Below are 21,893 nucleotides of genomic sequence, written 5' to 3' on the forward strand. Positions count from 1 at the left end.
CATGCCTCACCCCACACCCACCCATCAAAAACCACCGAACGTGAGGACAAAAAATGAGCGACTTCGACCTGAACAACTACACCGCTGCCGAGCACCTGCTAGACCACAGCGATGGTCTCGCGGATACCACCAGTACTGCAGAAGACGATTCTGTTTACAGTGACCCCGTAGCGACACCAGCCGTTTCCGCCCCGGAAATTTTTAACCATGAGGCCTTTCAGACCGGCAGCGAAGGCCCGCTGGGGCTTACTTCCGAAGACATCGACAACCTCAACTGGATTGAAGATAACCAAGGTGGCATGTTCGCCTACGCCGCCGATGGAACCTACATTGCTCTCGACGGCCCGACTGGAACTATCACGGTGCAATATCCAGATGGAACAATCACACAAGTCATGGCCGATGGGGCCACCTATACCTGGGGGCCGGGGGAAAACAGTCCCGCCTCCGGGGAGGACGCCATCGATGTCCAAAACACCGGTGATTACACCTACGAATACGACAACACCGGCACCGACTACAGCCCAGAGACCGTTGATGATGTGCCAGTTATTGAGGAGTGGGATGGCGTCTACGGAAACTCCTACGCATGGCACGACGACTGGTTCTACCAGGAAGTTAATGGGTACTGTGGTCCGACTTCCGTTGCCATCATCGCCAACGAATTCCTCGGAGAGCAGATCAACAACCCCGACTATGTGGTGTCAATTGCTTATGAGCTGGGTCTGGTCGAAGACATCAGCGAGGGAATGTATCCCGACGATATTTGCCAATTGCTCAACGCCATGGGGGTGCCGGCCACACTGACGCATTCGAGCATGGAAGATCTGGCGGCGAAACTAGAGATGGGATACGGGGTGCTTGCGTCGGTCGACTCGGGTGAAATCTGGGGAGACGACGAAGCGGACTTCTATCGTGAAGATAACGTTTCCGACCACGCGCTGGTCGTCACGGAGATCAACGTTTACGAAGGCACCGTCACCCTCGCAGATCCCGGAACCCCCGACGGTAATGGATTACAAGTTTCCATCGAAAAATTCGCTGATGCTTGGGAAGACAGTGGCTTCCGGATGATTGTTACCCAACAGCAGGACGCGAATTTGATGGACGAAGAACTGCTCACTCCCGTCAGTGCCGGTGGTAGCATGACTGAAAACTCACCAAACCTTGCTTTGGTGAACTTGTCCGGAACTGATCCGATCAAGTAATCCAAGCTCTACACCGCAGGAAGTAGGACCATGGGTACCAACGATTCTTCCGCAGGGATGGACACCGATCTATTCCCCATCGTTGAACTATCTGACAGCCGTTGGGAAGAAATTCTCCACAACGGCATGACGCAGCCTACTGACCTCGAATACACCTTGGGCGTCGTTACTGACGAGGACCTCATCTCCGATGACGACCTGGATTTTGACCTCGATGACCTTGATGATGTCGATGACGAAGCCGGGCAGGAAGACGATGAAGACCTAGAGCTCGACGATATCTCCCTGTCCGATGACATCGACGAAGACTCCGGGGCTGAAACCTTCGGGGCTGACAGCCTCAGCGAACCGTCTGTATCGGAACCATTAGAACAATCCGACCTGTCTGTTGACAGCGGTGAAGACGAGTTGATGAGTCCTCACCACACCGAAGACTTCGGAACCACAGACAATTCAACTGGCGATCTGTGGTAACAGGGAAGAATTGTTTTAAGGATCAGTAACGATGGCTCTGAATAATGAATCTGCCCTGCTAGCAGCTGCCCGAAAAGGTGACGGCCAAGCCTTCGGTGAGCTCGTCACCAACTACCGGCTAAAAGCCTTCAACGCTTGCCTGCGCATTACCGGCAACCACCATGATGCAGAAGACGCCCTCCAAGCGGCTGTGTACCTGGCCTGGAAAAACCTAGACAAATTCCGGGGCGAAGCAGGTTTCGGAACATGGTTCTATCGCATTGCATCAAACGCAGCAATGGACCTTCTGCGCCGCCGCAAAGAAGCAAGCAGCCTTGACGAGGACGGTTTCGGAAACGAAGTGCAGCTTGAAGACTCCACCGCCACCTTCGAATCCCAACTCGCCGAAAACGATCGGCTCAATCAAGCGCTCGACAACCTCACGGATGAATCCCGGGAAGCTCTCGTACTCTTCGCCGTTGTGGGAATGAAGATCGCCGAAATTGCCAAGCACCAGGACTCATCAGTATCTGCCACTAAGGTCCGGATTCACCGAGCCAAAAAGGCACTGATACCACTGTTGGCTTAGGAAGATTCTTTAACGTATTCAAGTCAGAAAAAGGTGTGGCCTCGACTTTCCATAGTCGAGGCCACACCTTTATTTGTTGTTATTGGTTGGGGGTGAGCTTTACGGCCGTTCCCGTCGCGGTAACCATGAGCATTCCGCCCTGGCCGATCGAACTGTAGTCGAGCTTCACGCCGACAATAGCGTCAGCGCCAAGCTCGCCGGCGCGACTCCACATCTCCGCGAGAGCTGCTTCGCGGGCTTGCGCGGCCTCATACTCGTAGCTTTCGCTGCGGCCACCAACAATGTTTCGGAATCCGGCCGCGATGTCCTTGACAGCATTGATGCCGGCGACGGTCTCACCTGATACAACGCGGAGGTATTGGGTGATGGTGTGGCCTTCGACGCTGTTGGTTGTAGTGACGATCATGGTGATCCTTTCTTCCAAACAAATTGAAGCCGTTCAACAAATGAAGGTTTCAATTTCTCTGGAACGATTTTGATGGGCAAATAGTGCAACCTTCATCCGTTGAGGCTTGAATAATTGGTTCGCTAACTGCATTTATTGGCCAGTGTCTCGAAAAGCTCGAGAATCTCGCTCCTTGAGTAAAGGCCCTGGTATTTCAGGATAACAACTTCTGTGCCATATCGGGGTGTGACCTGAAAGCCCAGATACTGCTTGGGGGGAGAAGAGTCTGATTTTGGGGGTAAGCAGGGGGTATTGCAGATAATTTGTAACCTTTCGGCTTGTAGCATTCGTCTAAGAAACGTACCTAAAAGAAACAACTTGTGGAGGTAACAAGTGCGAAGTGCACGCGCAAAGTTGATCCCGGTAGCCGCCCTGTTTACCGGCGCGATGCTAACGCTGAATGCATGTGGCGTAGACGCTCATGATGAAGCAGAACAGGCGAAGACCGCAGCTTCGCCAGCAGAAGCGGCACCAGTGTCCGACTCTCAGGCGGACGGCGCTAAAAAGAAGGGAAAATTTGATACTGGTGAATATAAAACTGACTACAAAGATCTGAATGCGCGCAGCGGGAACTCCTTCAAGCGGATTATTGAAAGCTCAGTAATGTCGAATTATCTTGTTCTTCCATCTGAGCTTGACCCGCGTTTCACAATTTCGAGTGTTGCGGCCCCAATGGCTAATGTGAAACAGTTCGACGAAAACATGCATAATCTTGCTCAGGATCCGGTGGAATGGGTTTTGAAAGGAACCCAACCAACGGGAATTTTCGATGGGATGGAAACGGATTTCCTGGGGGGATACTTCTATGAAGCAGCTTCGCCCGAAAATGCAAAAAATTCTACCTTCGAGTATGAAGACGGATTTTATGGTGGAGCCGAAACCGCTGTAATTCGCGTAGGAAAACCTGAACAGGCTCGTCAGGTCGTAAACGCTCTGATGGAGAGGAATAACTCCAAGGCAACCGGCGAGCTGGAGACTTCCTATCTTCAAAACACTCCAGATTTGAAGAAGTTTTTGAGGATTCCGAGCGACGACGGGCTCAAAGATGGATATGTCATCGCTGTGCACGGTGAATACATCCTCATGGCGATGGTCTCGACCAACGAGCCCATGGATCAGTTCCTCAAGACCTACAACAACTATGCAGACGCATTCCTAGCGAAGGAACCAGCGTTGATTTCGGAAGCCCCGGTCGAGAGAACTGTCTATGGGTACGGCACTAGTCACAAACTCGAGCCGGTTGATCCAGACGGAGTTCTCAGCTTGACGGTTCCTCTTTTGGATGAGCAATTCCAAGCGGGCGCATCCCTTCAGCGGCTGGGGGAGCGGGGAACCATTGGTTATGCAAAAAATGCTGATGAGGCCCGCCAGCTCATGGAAAACGAAGGAATGTTGCCGTCGAGCGCAGAGCGTGCAACGTTCGTGCAGCGCTACGAAAGCGAGAATTTTGCCGCACGAGACTTCAAGCGGAATTCCTTGGAAATTGAGAATCCTGCAGACCCCTTAGCTAGCGGAAGCTACGAGGAGCCACAGGGTGTTCCAAACACCGTTTGCGGCGAAAAGAACCTCACCACCATGTCGATCCTCACCTGCATTCAGCAATATGGCCCTTACGTGGCAACAGGTAAGAGAGTCGTTAAAGACAAGGACGGCAACTTGGAGGGGGCTCGAAAAGAGCTATCGCAGTTGATGGCTGCGCAATACGAACTGTTCGAAAACGCTAAAGAGGCGGGGGCCTTTGAAGAAGAAACCAACTGACGGTTTTCGCGGAATAAATCTAAGACTTCTGGATAGGAATGAAATGAGAAAAAATACGATCTTCACTGTATGTGTGAGTGTGTCAAGTTTTTTGTGTGTGAACTTCGGCTTACAGGTAAGGCTCGAACCGATCCGGGTAATGTGCTGACAGCTGATTGATGGCCGCAACCCACCCAGTCACACGCACCCCCTCAACAAACCGGCTCGTTCCCGCACGGGCACGCCCGGCCTTCTTTTTCGTTTTCTCCGCCTGCCGGTCCTCGATGTGGCAGATCATCAACCACAACGCCTTGACCGCGGCAGCATCATTAGGAAACTGCCCCCGATTCCTTGTCGCTTTACGCAACTGCGCATTCATCGACTCGATCGCATTCGTGGTGTAGACAACCTTCCTCGCCTGCGGCGGGAACTGCAAAAACGGTATGAAACGCTCCCACGCATCCCGCCAAGCCTTCACCGCCTGCGGATACTTCAGCCCCATGTCGCTGGCATCAAACTCGTCCAAAAACGCAAGCGCCTGCTCTGCCGTTGCAGCGGTGTAGATCTTCTTCAAAGCAGCCGCGACCGCGCTACGGTCCTTTGCCGCCACCCACCGCAGTGCGGTGCGGATCAGGTGCACCACACAGGTCTGCACCATCGCATCAGGCCAGGTGGCCTGCACCGCCTGTTCGAAACCTTTCAGCCCATCACAGCAGACGATGAACACATCTTTGACCCCACGGTTAGCCAACTCCGCACAGACCTGGGCCCAAAACGCCGCGCCCTCATTGTTTGCGATCCACAGCCCCAAGATCTGCCGGGTACCCTCCATGGTGATGCCGACCGCCATATAGCAGGCCTTGTTGACGACCCGGGCACCATCACGGATTTTGATGCGCAAAGCATCCAGGTAGATCACCGGGTAGAACTCCTCTAAGTCCCGGTGCTGCCAGGCAAGTACCTCATCTAGGACCTGGTCGGTGATCTGGGAGATCGTCTCATGCGACAAATCCACACCCAACGTGGTGGCCAGGTGGTGCTGGATGTCACGAAGGCTGGTGCCTGCGGCATACAGAGAGATGATCAGGTCGTCGACATCGGTGATCCTGCGGGCTCCTTTGGGCACCATCCGTGGGGTGAAGCTGCCGCTGCGATCCCTGGGCACGGTGATGTCGATAGGCCCGTACTGGGACTGGACGGTTTTGTTGTAGGAGCCGTTGCGGTGATTGTCGGCCGTGCCGTGGCGGGCTTTGCCTGTGCGGTCTCCTGCTTGGTAACCGAGGTGGGCGTCCATTTCGGCTTGCAGTGCGGTGTTGATCCCGGTCTGGATCATCGAACGCACCATGTCGTTGATGTCGGTTGATGATGTGGCGAACTCTTTGAGGATCTCGGCGAGTTCAGGGCTGGACATCAGTCGCTTCTCTAGTTGTTTAAGCCGGGCTTTGTCTTGCGGGTCGCGGGTGGTCATGGTGGTCATTGTGGAGCATCCTCCTCGATGGCTGGTGATTTAACACGTCACACACAAACCATCTGACACTCTCGTATGTGTGGCCGGCACGCTCTTATTGGGAGCATGCAGCGCACCGGACTCCTCTGAAGCAGTACAAGGAGTCAAGGATGCAAAAGGAAACTCCACTGAAGCAACGTCGGTACAGGCTGCCTTTAATCCGGACAACCTAGACACCGGAGACTATCAAACAACTGTCCGTCCTCCGTATCAGGATCCGGACAACTTCCGGGCAGCAACCATCATTGAATCAACTGAACTTGGCGATAATTTGCCGCTTCCCATCGAAATCGATCCGCGATTCGATCGGTCCCTGGGTGGACTGGAGCTCTTTCACTTTTCAAAGATTGCCCTGACTGTGAGTATGCAGCTCGGCGAGCTGCTCAAGAGTCGTGAAGATGATCTGCATTCAGGCTTCATTAATGGCGGAACGAACAGTGACAAAACCGATGGCGGGATTGATATCAAAAACGTTGTGCTGCGTTTTTCCAGTCCAGAAGTTGCGCAGGAAGTTGCTGAAGATTTCTACAAGGTCCGCTTGGACCCTGAGGATCAATACCACTTCGTTGACGTTCAAGACCTGAATTGGTCTGCTGGCAATTATCCCATTCGATTCCAGGGCAAAGTTGGCGGTTTGGACGAGAAGCTAACGATTCCCGTCATCAACGAGAAGGCGCCGGTGCCTGACTACCTTATTTCTGATGTTGATGACGTAATTGCCTCGTTTACGCATGATGAGTACTTTTTCTTGGTCAAGTTCACGGGACGTAGTGCGGATGAGGAATTTATCACCGGATACATGGAGAAGGCGTATCCGAAGCTGATCGAAGGCATCGATAACGCTCAGACTCAAAAGACTAAGAGTGGCTATGGCAAGGTAGACCGAATTCGGAATGCTGATAAAGGTGGCCTTCTGCGGCTGTCACCTTCGTTCCAAGAATCTGACAAGAAGACTCAGACGGTACCTATGCCGGCAGTCATGAATAAGCGCCAAGCGGTTTCCACCTTCTCTGACCCCCGAGCGACGCTCGAGGAATTTGAAGAAGCCGGAGTTACGAAGATTGCTAGAAATGGCACGATGATTATCGAAACATCGTCTGAAAATGCCGCTGCCAAGCTATATGAGTTTCTACGGGATGGCTATGCCGAGGATGGAACTCTCGAAGAGTACAAAGATCCCCAAGGATTGCCCAACACAACATGCTTTGAGGGGATTAATTCGAAGGGATCACCTAACGAAGAATGCATTCAGCAGTATGGTCGTTATGTTGTCTCGGCAACTGGGATTGGTTCGGCGGATGAAGACCCCGATCGTAAGCAGCTTCGCTTGGGAATGACTCAAAGAATGGCAGCTCAATACCTTATTTTTAAGGATGCTGAAGGAAAAGACTTGACCGCTGAATAGGAAGCGGTGTGGCGGCTGGATCCGATTAATTTTGGATCTGGCCGCTTTGCAGATGATTCTTACCAGCGTGGATGTTTTGGTTCTTTCTCTGAAACCCCTGACTCATTGGTCGTGTTCAAAGATCAAGACTCCGACCGAAAACCTATCTTGAAAACGAAGCATAATTGCAATCTAGGAACGAGTGAACCGTGATGAGTACTTCAGACTGGACTCTTGGTATTGATTTTGGAACATCCAATACCGCTGCCGCGCATGAAAGCACAGGCGAAGCGCTGGTCGAGACAATTAACTTGTCTAATGGAAACAACACCATGCCATCTTCGGTGTACATGGAGTCTCTGGACGCGGTGGAAACTGGGGAATCAGCTATTGCCAAAGCCGAAGTTGATCCTAAAGGCTTTATTCCCGCACCGAAGCGTTTGATTGCTCAACAGTCATTCCATTTCGGGGGCGTCGAAGTTCCAAGTTCGGTTCCTGTCGCAGCGGTGTTGAGTGCAGTAGTACAGAAAGCAGTGCGAGAACATGGCGGGAATCGGCCAGCTCAACTCGTGCTTACGCACCCTGAAGCCTGGTCGGAATCTGAGATTCGTGTATTGCTCGAAGCTGCGCAATCTTTGGGGCTTGGGACGGAACATATCACCACTGTTTCGGAGCCTCAGGCAGCTGCTCATTATTATTCTGCCGCTCGCAAACTCGAGCCTGGTGAGAAGATTGCCGTTTTTGATTTCGGTGGCGGCACTCTAGATGTAGCAGTTTTGGAAGCGCAAAGTGATGAATCTTTTAAGGTCATTGCTGCGCGGGGTAGTAACGCAATTGGCGGTAAAACGTTCGATGCGTTGCTGCGAAAATGGGTTGATCGGCAACTTGAAGACAATAATCCGGAGTTGCTTGAGTACTTACGCAAGAGTGCAACGTTAGCGGAACGTTTTGCGCTGGAAGACTCGGTGCGTCGGGCAAAAGAGCTGCTCAGTGAGTCTGCATCGGCGACGGTCAATGTTGCAACGGACTCTTTTGATACGGAGCGTCTGCAGATTTCTCGCAGCGAGTTTGAAGCGCTGATTGCACCGGTGCTGGCTCAGGCGGTCAATCTCACGCGAGCGGCTTTATCTGATGCGGGAATTGCTGAGTCTGATGATTTGGTGGCGCTCTATTTAACCGGAGGTTCATCCAGGATTCCCGTTGTTCAAGAGGAAATGAAGTCGGTGGGTCCTGTTGTGACTCTGGATGATCCGAAGACTGTTGTTGTGCAGGGGGCACTGGTAGCCGCGCGACGTGTGGTCCGCGGGGTAGCAGCGACTGATTATCAGGGGTCGCACCCGGGTGGTGAACAGCCGGAGTCTTTGAGTTCGAGCAATGATGCTTCGCAGGAGACGAATGTCCTGCCTGTCGTTAATGATGTCCAGCGTGAGTACAAGCCAGTAGCTGAAGCAAGTCCTAAGAGGCGCGTTGTCTTAGCACTCGGAATCTTGTTGGTTCTCCTGCTTGTGGGTCTGGGTGGTTTTGTGTGGAGCAAAAATTCGGGGAGCGAAGGTGCTGTGCAGGGGCACGCAGATGGGGAGCAGGCATCGGTTGAGCCTGCAGGGGATCGGCTGGAGGGTGACACGCTTAAGCAAGCGAATCATGCGGAAGAGCCTGGTGATGTGAAAGCTTCATATGTCGCAAAAATTCCCGCAGCACTCAAGGGGGATCTTGCGGATTGCAAGTACCACGAAAGCACTTCTGGAAAAGCGGTGAAATGCGCGCTGGGTGGCGTAGGCGTAAAAGAGTTTTCAGAAAGTGGAGGGCCGCTGGAATTGGACTTCTTTATCGACAAGCTAGAGGCGATGAAGAAGGCGGGGTCGATCAGGGACGATAACGTTTACGGAATCAATGGCGAACCGGCGTTAATTCTTGATACCGGGGATCCTAAAACTTTTGCGCGGATTGTTAATTCTGGGAGTGCGTACACTCTAGAATTTTCCAACCTGAATGAAGTTTTTTCTGGAAGCGTTTCCGGTTTTGTCGATCGTGATGCGGCTCAGCGCTTTGCCGACTCCTCCTCGCTCATTTAGGGGCTGTGCGAACGACCCTGGGTGAAGATGCTTTAAGGCGGGGGAGTTGAGGATCGGGTCGGAGTTGTAGCTTTGGGCTTGGTACTTGCAGTGTTTAAACGCACAGGGGCTCGTGTGGTTTTTCACACCCCGCCTTGTCGTTTGGCTTGAACCTTTCTGTTCATATGCATTCTGCGATGGCGCCCTCGTGGATGGAACGCCCAAGTTTGCTCAGATTGCAGCCCTGCACTACCTGTGTTTTTGTGGTTTTGTGTGGGTTTTTGTGTGGTTCGGGTGGGCTTTGACAGCGTGCGCTAATGGCAAAAGAAGTCTTTTGGGGGAAGTGGGAAGGCTCGCCGCCGTGTGAGTGCTGTGATTGGGCATTGGCAATATCTGCGATTTTCCTGCGACAATGGAGGGGATTCGCATTCTTGAGTGAGGTGCATCAGCTGTCGATTTGTGTCGATGCTGGTGTTTTTCGCTTATGGGGTGAAGAAGGTGCCGCTTCTGAGCCGCGTTGGTTTTCCCAACGTATGCGTCAAACCAGAAATAAAACCACACAGTAACCCCAGGGTTAGGGCGATCGTGGCGCATGCCGCGACCAGCTGCCGATTTGCCAGTTGTTTTGGTTTCTTGGTGTTTTCGGCATCTTCTTGGGGTGGGAAGAAGTATGGGCATTCGTAATGCTTGAATACCTGGCGGCGAATCCGCTGCTGATGATTTTTCTGTTCCTCGGCCTCGGCATGGCGGTCGGCAGCATCAAAGTAAAAGGCGTGTCTTTGGGTGCGGCTGCGGTGCTGTTTTTGGCTATTGGTGTGTCGGCTTTTGCTAAGCAGCATGGGGTGGAGTTGGCCATCCCGGATGCGGTGGGGCAGGTCGGCTTGGCGACACTGACGTTTTCGATCGGTATGGCAAGCGGGCCGAACTTTTTTGCCGCGATGAAAACGGCGTGGGCCCCGTTGATTTTGCAGACCATCGTCATTGTTGCCTGTGGTGCCGTGGCGTTCGGGTTGGGAAATGCTTTCGGTTTGTCGCCGGGCATTATTGGTGGAACGTTTGCGGGTGCACTGAATTCGACTCCGACGTTGGCGGCGGTTGCTGCTTCGTTTCCTGAGGCGACGGTGGGTTATGCGGTGGCGTATCTGTTTGGTGTGCTCGCGCCGCTGGGGTTTATTTTGTTGGCGTTGCGTCATAGCGCACAGGACAAGGATGAGCCGCAGCCGGTGGAAAACGTCACCATCCGTGTGGAGCGCAACGATGGGCCGACCTTGGGTGATGTGGGTGCGCGTGCTGGTCAGGAGTTGACGTTTTCGCGTATCCGCCACGGGGATGATGGCCCTGTGGTGCACCCTGTGGCCGGGGATGTGTTGCGCCGGGGGGATCTGTTGACGGTGGTGGGTACGGCGGAGTCTGTGCGTGCTGCCACCGAGTATTTGGGCCATAGTTCCCATCATTCTTTGATGGTGGATCGGCATGATTTGGACTTCCGCCGTATTACGGTGTCGAATCCGAAGTTGTATGGTCGCCGGCTGTCCAGCCTTGATGTGGAGGAGCGTTTCGGCGCGACGATTTCTCGGGTGCGTCGGGGTGATGTGGACATGATCGCTACCGGGGATGTGCAGCTGCAGCCCGGTGATCGGGTGCGCGTGGTGTTCCCTGCGGGGATGCTGAAAGATATTTCTGACTACTTTGGGGATTCTTCCCGCGGGTTGACCTCTATTACGCCGGTGGCGCTGGGTATTGGCATGACCTTGGGAATCTTGTTGGGGGCGGTCAATATTCCCCTGCCGTCGGGTGCGTCGTTTAGTTTGGGTGCTGCCGGTGGCACGTTGCTGGTGGGCCTGATTTTTGGGCGTATTGGTCGGGTGGGTCGTTTTGCCACCACGATGCCTTTCACCGCTACCCAGGTGTTGGCGGATTTTGGCCTGTTGGTCTTTCTTGCGCAGGCCGGCGTGAAGGCGGGCGGTTTGGTCAGTGATGCGTTTGCTGGTGGGGATTGGTGGAAGATTTTGATCGTGGGCGCGGCGATCACTTTGACGCTGTGCACTGGCATTTATTTGAGCATGCGCCTGGTGATGAAGATGGGTGGCACGACCCTTGCTGGTGTCATTGGTGGTTCCCAGACTCAGCCGGCGGTGTTGGCTTTCGCTAATGACCGCACGGGTGGGGATCCGCGGGTGCCGGTGGGGTACGCGATGATGTTCCCGCTGGCGATGATCGTGAAAATTCTGGTGGCCCAGACCATCATCTTGTTCTAAAGATGTGACGCTGTTGCTTGGTGGCGCCTGCTTTGACTTGTTCAAGCAGGCGCCTTGTGCGTGCCTGGCGGGTGTTTTTGTTCCCGTGGTGCGCATGTGGGTTGAAAAAGGAGCATGCTTGAGGTTGGTGCGTTCCACGAACCAGTGGTGTGGGAGGCATCGAGTTGCCAAGTTTTTCCCGCGCGCAGGTGGCATGGGCTGCTGTTGTGATTGCGACTGGGTGCGGGCCGTTTTTCAAGGAGCCATCATGTCGTGTGACCGCCGGGAACTTCCCTTCGTCGTTGGTGCTTATGCATCGCAACCCCAAGACCCTCAAGGCCAGGCCACCTATTTTGATCTGCTTGCTGACACCGGGTGGGTGCAGGGCTTAGAGGTCCCGTTCCCCGGGCAGCTCCGCGATGAGGATTCGCGTGATTTTCTCGGTGGGCTCATGTCGGGGCGGTTTAACCGCAGTGTGCTCACGCCGATTCCGGGCACCATGGTGAGCATGTGGGAGGATCCGAGTTTCGGTCTGGCTAGTCCGGATGAGAAGGGGCGGGCGCGGGCGGTGGAATTCCTCCGGGAGGTGCACCACGTTCTGCAGCAGATGCACGCCCGCTATGGGCACCTGTTCGACTATGTTGCGTTGCATTCGGCGCCGAAAAATACCTGTACGCCCGAAGCTTTTGCGGCTTCCATTGAGGAAATCTCTGGCTGGGATTGGGGTGCGACGCAGTTGGTGATTGAGCACTGCGACGAAAAAACATCCACGACTGATGCTGAAGGACTAAGCCCCGATGGGGTGGTGCGCACGCATGAGCCGGAAAAAGGCTTCCTGCTGTTGGAGGATGAGATCGCGCTTGCTCGGCAGTTCGGCCTGAGGGTGTCGTTGAACTGGGGGCGCAGTGCAGTTGGCAGCCGGGGCGCTGTGGTGCCTAACCAGCACATCGCACAGGCGGCTGATGCCGGGGTGCTCGCCGGCGTGCTGTTTAGCGGGGCTTCTCCAGAGGAAACCGCTTACGGCCCGGAGTGGATTGATGGGCATCTGCCGGCGGCCACCGACGAGCCGGCCTCGTTGATGACCGAAGCCCTCATCGATGAAGGGGCGAAGCTGGCGGTGGGGGCCTGCTACCTGGGCGCAAAGTGCTGTGTGCCGAAGGACGCCACACTTGAAGAACGCGTCGAGATGCTATCCCACATTCACCGTGCGGCGATCGCTAAGCCAGGTCGATAGGACGGCAACACGAAGCGGGTGTCACCTCCTGCAGTGTGAGGTGACACCCGCTTTTTATGGGTTAGTGTCCCTGTGGCTGGCGCTTCTTGGTGGTGTAGATGACCGCGGTGTTTAGCGCAGTCACAATGGTCAGCGACACAAACATCAGCGGGACAGAGCCGTCGGCAATCCACTTCCACGCCGTGCCAATAGCCAGGACGACAACCCCGATGATCATGAGAACGAATCCCCACTTGAAGGTGTTGTCATCTGTCAGTCGCATGAGATGTCCTTTCCTGTGGGGGTTATTTTCTTCGACGCTAACAAATCACCTGGTGGCGTGTGGACTGATGCGAAGACCACGGGTAGCGCCGAGTTGGTGCTAGAGGGTGGCGAAAGCCTCCAGCGACAGGGTGCCACCCGGAAGAAAACTAATTAACCCTAAGGCGCCAATAAACAGGTGGATAAACAGTGCCAGCAACTCAACAATCATGCGCAAATCATAACCCTTTTGTTGCTTGGCGCTGTGCTTCTGGGGCTGGTGGGAACGCTTTTTAGCTGTGGTGCCCGGTGTAAAAAGCGCGCCCGCCAGTGAGAACTACCCCTTGTGCGCGGCAATGATGTCCGCGGTGTCTTTTACGAGGGTGCCGGATGCCTTAGCCAGCAGCTGCACATCCGCGCCGACCGCGATGAAATCAACACCGGCAGCCAGGTACTCAGCCTGCTGCGCCGGCGCGAAAGCATTCACGCCGACCTTCTTGCCCTGGGCCTTCGCCGCCGCGATGGTGTCCTTAACCGCCTGGATCACCTTGGGGTGATCCTGCTGGCCGATCAACCCCATGTCGGCCGCCAGATCCGCAGGCCCGATAAACAGTGCGTCCACCCCATCGGTTCCCGCGATCGCCGCAGCATTGGCTACCGCCTGCGCCGATTCAATCTGCACCGTCAGGCTCACGGTGTCGCTGGCGGTGCCCAGGTAGTTCGGTACCCGATTCCAGCGAGAAGACCGCGCCAGCGCGCTGCCCACACCGCGCACGCCTTTCGGCGGATAGTGCATGGCGGCCACAGCATCAGCCGCCATCTGCGGGGTATGCACCATCGGCACCATGATGTTCTGCGCGCCCAAGTCCAAATACTGCTTAATCAGCGCCGTATCCAGCACCGGAACTCGCACCACGGGGGTTGCATCATAAGCGGCAATGGTGTGCAGCAAACCAACGATGGTCTCCAAACCGATGGGGGAGTGCTCCCCGTCGACCAGTACCCAGTTCGGCTGCGCGCCAGCAATCAACTCAGCGCACACACTCGAGCCGGAACACACCCACAGGCCCACCTGCGGGTCAGATGCCTGCTCGAGCTTGTCGGCAAACGTCAGTGGAAGCTGCATGAAATCGTTCCTAACTCACCAAAATCGGCGTACACACTATCGCCCGGATACACCCACATCGGGCGGGTAAAAGAGCCCGCCAAAATGATGTCGCCGGCACGCAAATGATCATCGTGGGCGGCCAGCTTGTTCGCCAACCACGCCACACCCGTGGCCGGGTGGCCCAAAATAGCCGCCGACACCCCGGACTCCTCAATGATCTCGTTGCGGTACAAACACGCCCCCACCCAGCGCAAATCCACCGCATCCGGGGCCACCGGGCGGCCACCAACCACCATCGCGCCCATCGCCGCATTATCAGCGATGGTGTCCACAATGGTGCGGCCCTCCATCTCGATGCGGGAAGACAAAATCTCCAACGCCGGCACCACATACTCGGTGGCACGCAACACGTCGAACATGGTCACATGCGGGCCAACCAGATCCTGTTTGAGCACAAACGCCAACTCCACCTCAATGCGCACACCGGTGAACTGCTCATGCTCAATCTGGGCGCCGGACTCGTAGACCATGTCGGAGAAAATCGCCCCATAATCCGGCTCCGTAATACCGGTAGCGACCTGCATGACCTTACTGGTCAAACCGATCTTGCGGCCCACCAAACGGCGGCCGGCTTTCTCGCCACGAGCCCGCCACTCGTTTTGCACGGCGTAGGAATCCTCCACCGTCATCTCCGGGTAACGAGCCGTCAACAACGGCACCATCGAGCGGTCTTTTTCCGCTTGGGCTAACTCGTCAGCAATACCAACAATCGTGTCGCGAGAAAGCATGGGCAACAACTCCTGAAAAGAAAAACAACTAGGCAACAACGGCCGAGGATTGCTCCCCAGCCTAAAGGGCGACAACCCCGCGCGGCACCGAAAAACGGATCCTCACTGCCGCGCGGGGCTGCAACTAGAGCTGGTGGCCCAGCTTGAACTCGCCCTGCTTCCACTCCGGCATCGGCTCAGAATCGTCCTTACGGGTGTAGGAGAAACCATCGGCACCGATGGTGGCCTCCAACTCGGAGGCATCGGTGCGGCTGACCAACGGCACCAAGTTGCCGTCCAAATCCAGCACCCGGGACGCATCCGTGTACCAGCTCGGCACCACCGGGGTGCCCCACCAGTCGCGGCGCTGATTATCGTGCACATCCCAGGTCACCACCGGGTTATCCGGATCGCCGGTGTAGTAATCCTGGGTGTAAATCTCCACGCGGTGACCATCCGGATCACGCAAGTACAGGTAGAACGCATTCGACACGCCATGGCGGCCCGGGCCGCGCTCAATGTGGTCGCTCAAGCGCAGCGCACCCAACTTGTCGCAGATCGCCAAAATGTTGTGCTTCTCGTGGGTAGCGAACGCAATGTGGTGCATCCGCGGGCCATCACCACCGGTCATCGCGGTGTCATGCACAGTCGGCTTGCGGCGCATCCACGCCGCATACACCGTGCCCTCATCGTCGCGAATGTCCTCGGTGATGCGGAAACCCAGATCCTCCATGTACTCCACCGCGGTCGGAACGTCCGGGGTGACCTGGTTGAAGTGGTCCAGGCGCACCAGCGCGCCGGGGGTGTACTTGTCGTAGGCCCAGCACAGGCGCTCGACGTGCTCGACGTTGTGGAAGAACTCGTAGGGGAAGCCCAGCGGATCCTGCACGCGCACCGAGTCGCCGATGCCCTTGACGAAGCCGTCCTTGTTGCGTTCCACGCGGCAGCCGCGTGCCTCGTAGAAAGCCTGCGCCTTGTCGAGGTCTTCGGGGCTGCGGACGCGGAAGGAGAAGATACCGACGGCGGCGGTATCGCCCTTGCGCAGCACCAGGTTGTGGTGGATGAACTCCTCCATGGAGCGCAGGTAGATGGTGTTTTCGTCCTCGTAGGTCACCACCAGGTCGAGGACGTCGACGTAGAACTTGCGGGAGGCTTCCAGGTCGGTGACGACGAGCTCCATGTAGGCGCAGCGCAAAACGTCTGGCGGGCAGATCTTGTCGGGGGTGTTGGTGGTCATGGCGGGGGCCTTTCTGATGCGGTGGGGTGCACGAATGCGGGTCAAACGGGGAAAAGGGATATGGGGTGTGGGGGATTTTGGGTGCAGGAACCCACCCCGCCGGGCGGGTGTGCCCGGCGGGGGAGTAGGTGGTGGGGTTATTGCTTGCCGAAGACCGGGTTGTGGACTTCGCCGAGGGTGATGTGGACGGCCTGCTGGTCGGTGTAGAAGTCGATGGAGCGGTAGCCGCCCTCGTGTCCCAGGCCGGAGGCCTTCACGCCGCCGAAGGGGGTGCGCAGGTCGCGGACGTTGTTGGAGTTCAGCCACACCATGCCGGCGTCGATGTTTTGGGCGAAGTTGTGGGCGCGCTTGAGGTCGCTGGTCCACACGTAGGCGGCCAGGCCGTAGCGGGTGTTGTTGGCCAACTCGAGGGCCTGCTCGTCGGTGTCGAAGGGGGTGATGGCGACGACGGGGCCGAAGATTTCTTCCTGGAAGATGCGGGCGTCGGGGGAAACATCGGCGAAGACGGTGGGTTCGACGAAGTTGCCCTCGGGGAAACCTTCGGGGCGGCCGCCGCCGGCCACGAGGCGTCCTTCGCTCTTGCCGATCTCGACGTAGCTCATGACCTTGTCGTAGTGCTCGGGGTGCACCAGGGCGCCGACTTCGGTGCTGGGGTCGGAGGGAAGGCCGACTTTGACGCGCTTGGCTTGGGCGGCGTAGCGCTCGACGAACTCGTCGTAGATGTCGCGCTGGACGAGGATGCGGGAGCCGGCGGTGCAGCGTTCACCGTTGAGGGAGAACACGCCGAAGATGGTGGCGTTGATGGCTTCGTCGAGGTCGGCGTCGGCGAAGACGATGGCGGGGGATTTGCCGCCGAGCTCCATGGACAGCCCCTTGAGGTAGGGGGCGGCGTTGCCGAAGATGATTTGGCCGGTCTTGGATTCGCCGGTGAAGGAAATCAGCGGTACATCGGGGTGTTTGACCAGGGCGTCGCCGGCGGTTTCACCGAAGCCGTTGACCAGGTTGAAGACGCCTTCGGGCAGGCCTGCTTCTTCGAAAATGCCGGCCCACAGGGAGGCGGACAGGGGGGTGAATTCGGCGGGCTTGAGGACCACGCAGTTGCCGGTGGCGATCGCCGGGGCGAGTTTCCAGCTTTCCAGCATGAAGGGGGTGTTCCACGGGGTGATCAGGCCGGCCACGCCGATGGGTTTGCGGTTGACGTAGTTGACCTGGCGGCCGGGCACCTTAAAAGCGTCGTCGGTTTGGGCGACGATGAGGTCGGCGAAGAAGCGGAAGTTTTCGGCGGCGCGGCGCGCCTGGCCGAGGGCTTGGGTGATGGGCAGGCCGGAGTCGAAGGATTCCATTTCGGCGAGCACTTTGTCGCGGGATTCGACGATGTCGGCGATTTTGTTGAGGATGCGGGCGCGTTCGCGGGGCAGCATGGTCGGCCAGGGGCCTTGGGTGAAGGCTTTGTGGGCGGCGGTGACGGCGGCGTCGATGTCTTCTTTTTTGCCGGAGGCTGCGGTGATGTAGGCGGTGTTGTCGACGGGGTTGATGACGTCGAAGGTGTCGCCGTCGATGGAGTCGACGAATTTGCCGCCGATGTAGTGCTGGATTTTCTCGGGCATTCCGGTGGGCAAGGTGGTCATGGTGTGGTTTCTCCTGTGGCTGAGTGTGAGGGGTGTTGTTTGATGGATGTCAGGTAGCTGTTGAGCGTGCCGTGGCGGTGTTCCCGGGCGACTTTTTCGATGTAGCAGTGGTCTGCGTTGATTTCGATGAGGGTGAGGATTTTGTGGTGTTCGGTCACCGATTCGGCGGCCCGGTTGGGGACGAAAGCGAAGGTTGATTCGCGCAGGTAGCTGAGTCGTTCCCAGTCGGATTCCACCAGGTCAACGAGCCTGCGGTTGGGGCATTTGTTGAAGAGTGCCCGGTGGAAGCGGTAGTTGAGGTCGGTGAAGGCGGCGGCGTCGAAGTTGTCGAGCAGTTTTCCCATGTCGGCGTTGATGGCGGCGGCGTGGGCGAGGTCGTCGGCGCTTAAGTGGGGCGCGGCGGCCGCGGTGGCTGCTCCTTCGAGGACTCCGATGGTGAACATGCAGTCCAGGTAGTCGGATCGGTCCACCATGGCGACGCGGGCGCCGACGTTGCGTTCGTGTTCGATGAGCCCTTCGGCTTCGAGTTGGCGTAGTGCTTCACGGACGGGAACGACGGAGGTGTTGAGCATCTCCGCCAGGGGTGCCAGCACGATCCGGTGGCCGGGGGCGAATTCGCCGCTGGTGATTTTTTCTTTCACCAGTTGGTAGGCGAGTTGGGTTTTGCTGTATCCGGTCAGGTTTGTGCTGGGCATGGTGGCGTGCGGTCCTTGGTGGTTGGGCTGTGAGTCCCGGTGCCGGCCGCTAGGGTGAGTTCGGCGGCGCCGGGATGGCTTCTTCCAGGTGGGGGTTGGCGGCGAGGTAGTCGGCGTAGGCCTGCTTCCACTGTCCGACGGGCGGGAAAAGCCCGTCGACTTTGTGGCCTTCGGCGACGCGCTCGGCGACCCATTCGTCCTGGATTTCTTTCTTGGCGGCGTCGATGGCGACCTCCCACGCTAGGGCGCGGGGGATGACGATGACGCCGTCGTCGTCACCGACGATAATGTCGCCGGGGAAGACGGTGGCGTTGCCACATCCGATGGGTTGGCCAGAATCGTAGGGGATGTGTTTGCGTCCCAGCACGGCGGGGTGTTTGGCGTGGCCGAACACCGGCAGTCCAACCTCGGCGACGGGGGTGTAGTCGCGGATGCCGCCGTCGGTGACGATGCCTGCGGCCCCGAGGTGTTGGGCGCGCAGGGCGAGCACGTCGCCGAGGGTGCCGGAGCCTTGTTCGCCGCGGGCTTCGATGACCAGTACTTGGCCGGGGCGCAGCGCGTCGAAGGCGCGTTTTTGGGCGTTGTAGCCGCCGCCGTAGGTTGTGAAGAGGTCTTCGCGGCCGGGGAGGAAACGCAAGGTGGCGGCCACGCCCACCATTTTGGTGCCGGGGGTTTGGGGGTAGACGCCTTCGATGCTGGTTTGGTTCAGCCCCCGGTTGCGCAGCTGCGCGGACAGTCCGGCGGTCGGGGTGCGCATGAGCAGCTCACGCAGGCTCTCATCCATGGTGCCTAGGTCGTCGACGGGATCTAGGCCGGCGGCCTCGCGGGTGCCGTAGGCGTCTTCTTTTTGTTTGTCGTCGATTTGGGGCAGCATGCCGACTGTGTCGTCGAAGTCGCCGGGGCCTTCGACCACCTTGGAGACCAACCGCCCGGAGCTGGGGGTGCCGTTGATGGTGGGGCAGTCGACTTCGACCTCGACGATGTCGCCGGGCTGGGCGACGGTGGATCCGGCGGGGGTGCCGGTGAGGATGACATCGCCCGGGTGCAGCGTCATGTGCTGCGACAGGTCGGCCACGAATTGGGACAAGGGGAAGATCATTTCCTCGTCATCGGTGATGGCTTCCTGTGCGATGTTGCCGTTGACCCAGGTGCGGATGCGGATGGCTTTCGGGTCGATGCTGGCGGCATCGATGAGCTCCGGGCCGATCGGGGTGTAGCCGTCGCGGCTCTTGGAGCGGGTGTTCGAGCCTTTGTCCTGGGCGCGGTAGTCGTAGATGCCCCAGTCGTTGGAGGCGGTGATTGCGCCGACGTACTCCCAGGCCGTCTCGGCGGGGACGTTTTTGGCTTCCTTGCCGATGACTAGTGCGATTTCGCCTTCGAAGGCGAGCAGTTCACAGCCGGCGGGGCGGACGACGTCTGCGCCGCTGGCGGCGGCGGAGCTGGTGGCCTTTTGGAAGTAGGAAGGCTTTTTCGGCCAGCGTCCGCGCTGTGCTGCGCGGGAGTTATAGGCGACGTGGACGGCAATTATTTTTCCCGGCGTGACCGGGGTTTTTGTGATCTCGCTCAAGTTTTCCTCCTAGCAAGTCCTTGCGCGTTGAGCAAAATCGTATATGATTTGCCCCAAGCCCGCAAGCAATCCCGGTCACACATTCACCCAACATGCGACTGGGGACACATTAGATAGCCCGCCTGAATAGTAGTATCAATGCACTATAAGGCGATTTTCCACTATCTAAGTGAAAAACACTTCCCAAGAAGCTGATAATCACTTCCAGGGAAGAACCTCACAGATTTGATATGAAATTTTCGGAGGACCCCGTGTCGCCACAAAAACCACACTTCACCCACCCGCCGATGGAAGAGTCAGCCGTCGACGCTGTCCGCCACGTCGACAAGGAGCAGCGTCGCGTCGCCGCCGCCACGATTGTCGGCACCGCCATCGAGTGGTACGACTACTTCGTCTACGCCATCGCCGCCGGCCTGGTCTTTAAGACCGTGATGTTTTCCAACCTCAGCCCCGGCCTGGCCACCATCGTCGGCTTCCTCACCGTCGGCCTGTCCTTCCTCTTCCGCCCCTTAGGTGCCTTCCTCGCCGGCCACTTCGGCGACAAAATCGGCCGCCGCAAGGTCCTCATGGTCACCCTGATCATGATGGGCTCAGCCACCGCACTGATCGGTGTGCTGCCCACCTACGACACCATCGGCCTGTGGGCGCCCGCCCTGCTGATCCTGCTGCGCATCATCCAGGGCATCTCCGCCGGCGGCGAATGGGGCGGCGCGGTCCTCATGGCCGTCGAACACGCACCGGTCGCCCGCCGCGGCCTGTTCGGCGCCAGCCCCCAGATCGGCGTGCCGCTCGGCCTGCTCATGGCCTCCGGCATCCTGCAGCTGATGAACTCCATCGCCCCCGGCGACGCCTTCCTCGCCTGGGGCTGGCGCATCCCCTTCCTGCTGTCCGTCGTGCTCATCATCGTCGGCTTCTTCATCCGCCACGGCGTGGAAGAATCCCCCGTGTTCGCTGAAATGGAACAGCGCGCCGAAACCGCCTCCGCGCCGGTCAAAGACCTGTTCTCCAACCACTTCCTGCTGGTCATCGTCGCCGCCCTGATCTTTGCCGGCAACAACGCCGTCGGCTACATGACCACCGGCGGCTACATCCAGAACTACGCCACCGACCCCAACGGGCCGGTCGGACTGGAGCGCGGTGATGTGCTCGGCGCGGTCACCATCTCCGCGGTCAGCTGGCTCATCTTCACCCTGTTTGCGGGCTGGGTGTCCGACTACATCGGCCGCCGCACCACCTACCTCATCGGCTTCATCCTCCAAGCCATCGGTGCCATCACCCTGTTCCCCCTGGTCAACACCGCCGACCCCACCAAGCTGCTCATCGCGCTGGTGTTCCTCACCCTCGGCCTCGGCCTCACCTACGGACCCCAGGCAGCCCTGTACGCCGAACTCTTCCCCGCCAGCATCCGCTTCTCCGGTGTTTCCATCTCCTACGCCATCGGCGCCATTCTCGGTGGTGCATTCTCCCCGATGATCGCCGCCGCCATCGTCGAACGCACCGGCGCAACCACCAACGTCACCTACTACCTGGTCGCCATGTCTCTCATCGGCTTTATCGCAGTGTTCGTCCTCAAAGACCGCTCCGGTATCCCGCTCGGCCCCGACCACGAGCAACAGCAGGCGAAAAGCCCGCTGCGCGTCGGCGCGAAATAAACCACCACCCCGCAGGCGCCCACACCGCCGCCTGCGGGGTACCCCCAGCTTGGCCACGCCGGCCACCTTCCTAATTCTGATTTTCCCAACTCCACCACACCCCACCCGGTCACGCCGCGACGCACGCGATGCGGCCCTGCACACCCCCTGAAAC

The 21,893-nt window shown here is 57.7% G+C and carries 19 protein-coding genes; 10 read left to right on the top strand and 9 right to left on the bottom strand.

The genetic code is table 11. From position 1 onward, the window contains the following. The first annotated feature begins 53 nt into the window (after window positions 1-53). The 3 genes from CAQU_RS01120 to CAQU_RS01130 are packed head-to-tail and all read left to right on the top strand — an operon-like array spanning window position 54 to window position 2,250. Window positions 54-1,208, top strand: a complete 1,155-nt coding sequence (locus CAQU_RS01120; protein WP_075724501.1) for a C39 family peptidase — start codon at window positions 54-56, stop codon at window positions 1,206-1,208. A 30-nt stretch (window positions 1,209-1,238) separates the two neighbouring features. Next, entirely contained in the window at window positions 1,239-1,682 is a 444-nt protein-coding gene (locus CAQU_RS01125) for a hypothetical protein (protein ID WP_075724503.1), read from the top strand. A 31-nt stretch (window positions 1,683-1,713) separates the two neighbouring features. Continuing rightward, a complete protein-coding gene (locus CAQU_RS01130; protein WP_075724505.1) occupies window positions 1,714-2,250 on the top strand; it encodes an RNA polymerase sigma factor in 537 nt (178 codons plus the stop codon). A gap of 79 nt (window positions 2,251-2,329) precedes the next feature. On the opposite strand, the gene CAQU_RS01135 is transcribed toward CAQU_RS01130, so the two are convergent. Beyond that, window positions 2,330-2,656, bottom strand: coding sequence for a YbjQ family protein (locus CAQU_RS01135; protein ID WP_075724507.1), 327 nt, complete (start codon window positions 2,654-2,656; stop codon window positions 2,330-2,332). Between the two features lie 372 nt (window positions 2,657-3,028). Between CAQU_RS01135 and CAQU_RS01140 the strand changes: the two genes are divergently transcribed. Then, window positions 3,029-4,453 carry a DUF7373 family lipoprotein gene (locus CAQU_RS01140; RefSeq protein ID WP_075724509.1) on the top strand — a complete coding sequence of 475 codons (1,425 nt, stop codon included), beginning with the start codon at window positions 3,029-3,031 and terminating at the stop codon, window positions 4,451-4,453. A 109-nt stretch (window positions 4,454-4,562) separates the two neighbouring features. Here CAQU_RS01140 and CAQU_RS01145 read toward each other — a convergent pair whose 3' ends face one another. Continuing rightward, complete coding sequence (locus CAQU_RS01145; protein ID WP_075724155.1) at window positions 4,563-5,909, bottom strand: IS256 family transposase; 1,347 nt, start codon at window positions 5,907-5,909, stop codon at window positions 4,563-4,565. A gap of 70 nt (window positions 5,910-5,979) precedes the next feature. Between CAQU_RS01145 and CAQU_RS01150 the strand changes: the two genes are divergently transcribed. The 5 genes from CAQU_RS01150 (at window position 5,980) to CAQU_RS01165 (ending at window position 12,845) form a co-directional block, all read left to right on the top strand. Then, window positions 5,980-7,344 (top strand): DUF7373 family lipoprotein, encoded by a 1,365-nt coding sequence (locus tag CAQU_RS01150; protein ID WP_157108844.1) that lies wholly within the window; start codon window positions 5,980-5,982, stop codon window positions 7,342-7,344. A 191-nt stretch (window positions 7,345-7,535) separates the two neighbouring features. Next, window positions 7,536-9,395, top strand: a complete 1,860-nt coding sequence (locus CAQU_RS01155; RefSeq protein ID WP_084562655.1) for an Hsp70 family protein — start codon at window positions 7,536-7,538, stop codon at window positions 9,393-9,395. A gap of 296 nt (window positions 9,396-9,691) precedes the next feature. After that, complete coding sequence (locus CAQU_RS12535) at window positions 9,692-9,940, top strand: hypothetical protein (RefSeq protein ID WP_157108845.1); 249 nt, start codon at window positions 9,692-9,694, stop codon at window positions 9,938-9,940. 117 nt (window positions 9,941-10,057) lie between these two features. Next, on the top strand, window positions 10,058-11,632 hold the full coding sequence (locus CAQU_RS01160) for an aspartate:alanine exchanger family transporter (protein ID WP_075724515.1): 1,575 nt from the start codon (window positions 10,058-10,060) through the stop codon (window positions 11,630-11,632). A 247-nt stretch (window positions 11,633-11,879) separates the two neighbouring features. Continuing rightward, the gene (locus CAQU_RS01165) at window positions 11,880-12,845 is read left to right on the top strand and encodes a DUF4862 family protein (RefSeq protein WP_075724517.1); all 966 of its coding nucleotides are present in this window, start codon (window positions 11,880-11,882) and stop codon (window positions 12,843-12,845) included. Window positions 12,846-12,906: 61 nt separating this feature from the next. Here CAQU_RS01165 and CAQU_RS01170 read toward each other — a convergent pair whose 3' ends face one another. The 7 genes from CAQU_RS01170 to CAQU_RS01200 all read right to left on the bottom strand — a co-directional run bounded on the left by CAQU_RS01170 (window position 12,907) and on the right by CAQU_RS01200 (window position 20,087). After that, on the bottom strand, window positions 12,907-13,107 hold the full coding sequence (locus CAQU_RS01170) for a hypothetical protein (protein ID WP_075724519.1): 201 nt from the start codon (window positions 13,105-13,107) through the stop codon (window positions 12,907-12,909). A gap of 315 nt (window positions 13,108-13,422) precedes the next feature. Next, on the bottom strand, window positions 13,423-14,211 hold the full coding sequence (locus CAQU_RS01175) for an HpcH/HpaI aldolase family protein (RefSeq protein WP_075724521.1): 789 nt from the start codon (window positions 14,209-14,211) through the stop codon (window positions 13,423-13,425). Next, window positions 14,196-14,981: a 2-oxo-hept-4-ene-1,7-dioate hydratase gene (gene hpaH / locus CAQU_RS01180; RefSeq protein ID WP_075724523.1), complete on the bottom strand. Its 786-nt coding sequence runs from the start codon at window positions 14,979-14,981 to the stop codon at window positions 14,196-14,198. The genes CAQU_RS01175 and hpaH overlap by 16 nt, the downstream gene beginning before the upstream one ends. A 124-nt stretch (window positions 14,982-15,105) precedes the next feature. Further along, the gene (gene hpaD, locus CAQU_RS01185; RefSeq protein WP_084562657.1) at window positions 15,106-16,197 is read right to left on the bottom strand and encodes a 3,4-dihydroxyphenylacetate 2,3-dioxygenase; all 1,092 of its coding nucleotides are present in this window, start codon (window positions 16,195-16,197) and stop codon (window positions 15,106-15,108) included. Between the two features lie 137 nt (window positions 16,198-16,334). After that, window positions 16,335-17,825: a 5-carboxymethyl-2-hydroxymuconate semialdehyde dehydrogenase gene (hpaE, locus tag CAQU_RS01190; protein WP_075724525.1), complete on the bottom strand. Its 1,491-nt coding sequence runs from the start codon at window positions 17,823-17,825 to the stop codon at window positions 16,335-16,337. Beyond that, window positions 17,822-18,520: a GntR family transcriptional regulator gene (locus CAQU_RS01195; RefSeq protein ID WP_075724527.1), complete on the bottom strand. Its 699-nt coding sequence runs from the start codon at window positions 18,518-18,520 to the stop codon at window positions 17,822-17,824. Before CAQU_RS01195 ends, hpaE begins: the two co-directional genes overlap by 4 nt. A gap of 49 nt (window positions 18,521-18,569) precedes the next feature. Continuing rightward, complete coding sequence (locus CAQU_RS01200) at window positions 18,570-20,087, bottom strand: fumarylacetoacetate hydrolase family protein (RefSeq protein ID WP_075724529.1); 1,518 nt, start codon at window positions 20,085-20,087, stop codon at window positions 18,570-18,572. 287 nt (window positions 20,088-20,374) lie between these two features. Here CAQU_RS01200 and CAQU_RS01205 point away from each other — a divergent pair, with 287 nt between their 5' ends. Next, a complete protein-coding gene (locus tag CAQU_RS01205; protein WP_075728216.1) occupies window positions 20,375-21,739 on the top strand; it encodes an MFS transporter in 1,365 nt (454 codons plus the stop codon). Window positions 21,740-21,893: the final 154 nt, after the last annotated feature.

It is taken from the genome of Corynebacterium aquilae DSM 44791 (assembly GCF_001941445.1).
Lineage (GTDB): Bacteria > Actinomycetota > Actinomycetes > Mycobacteriales > Mycobacteriaceae > Corynebacterium > Corynebacterium aquilae.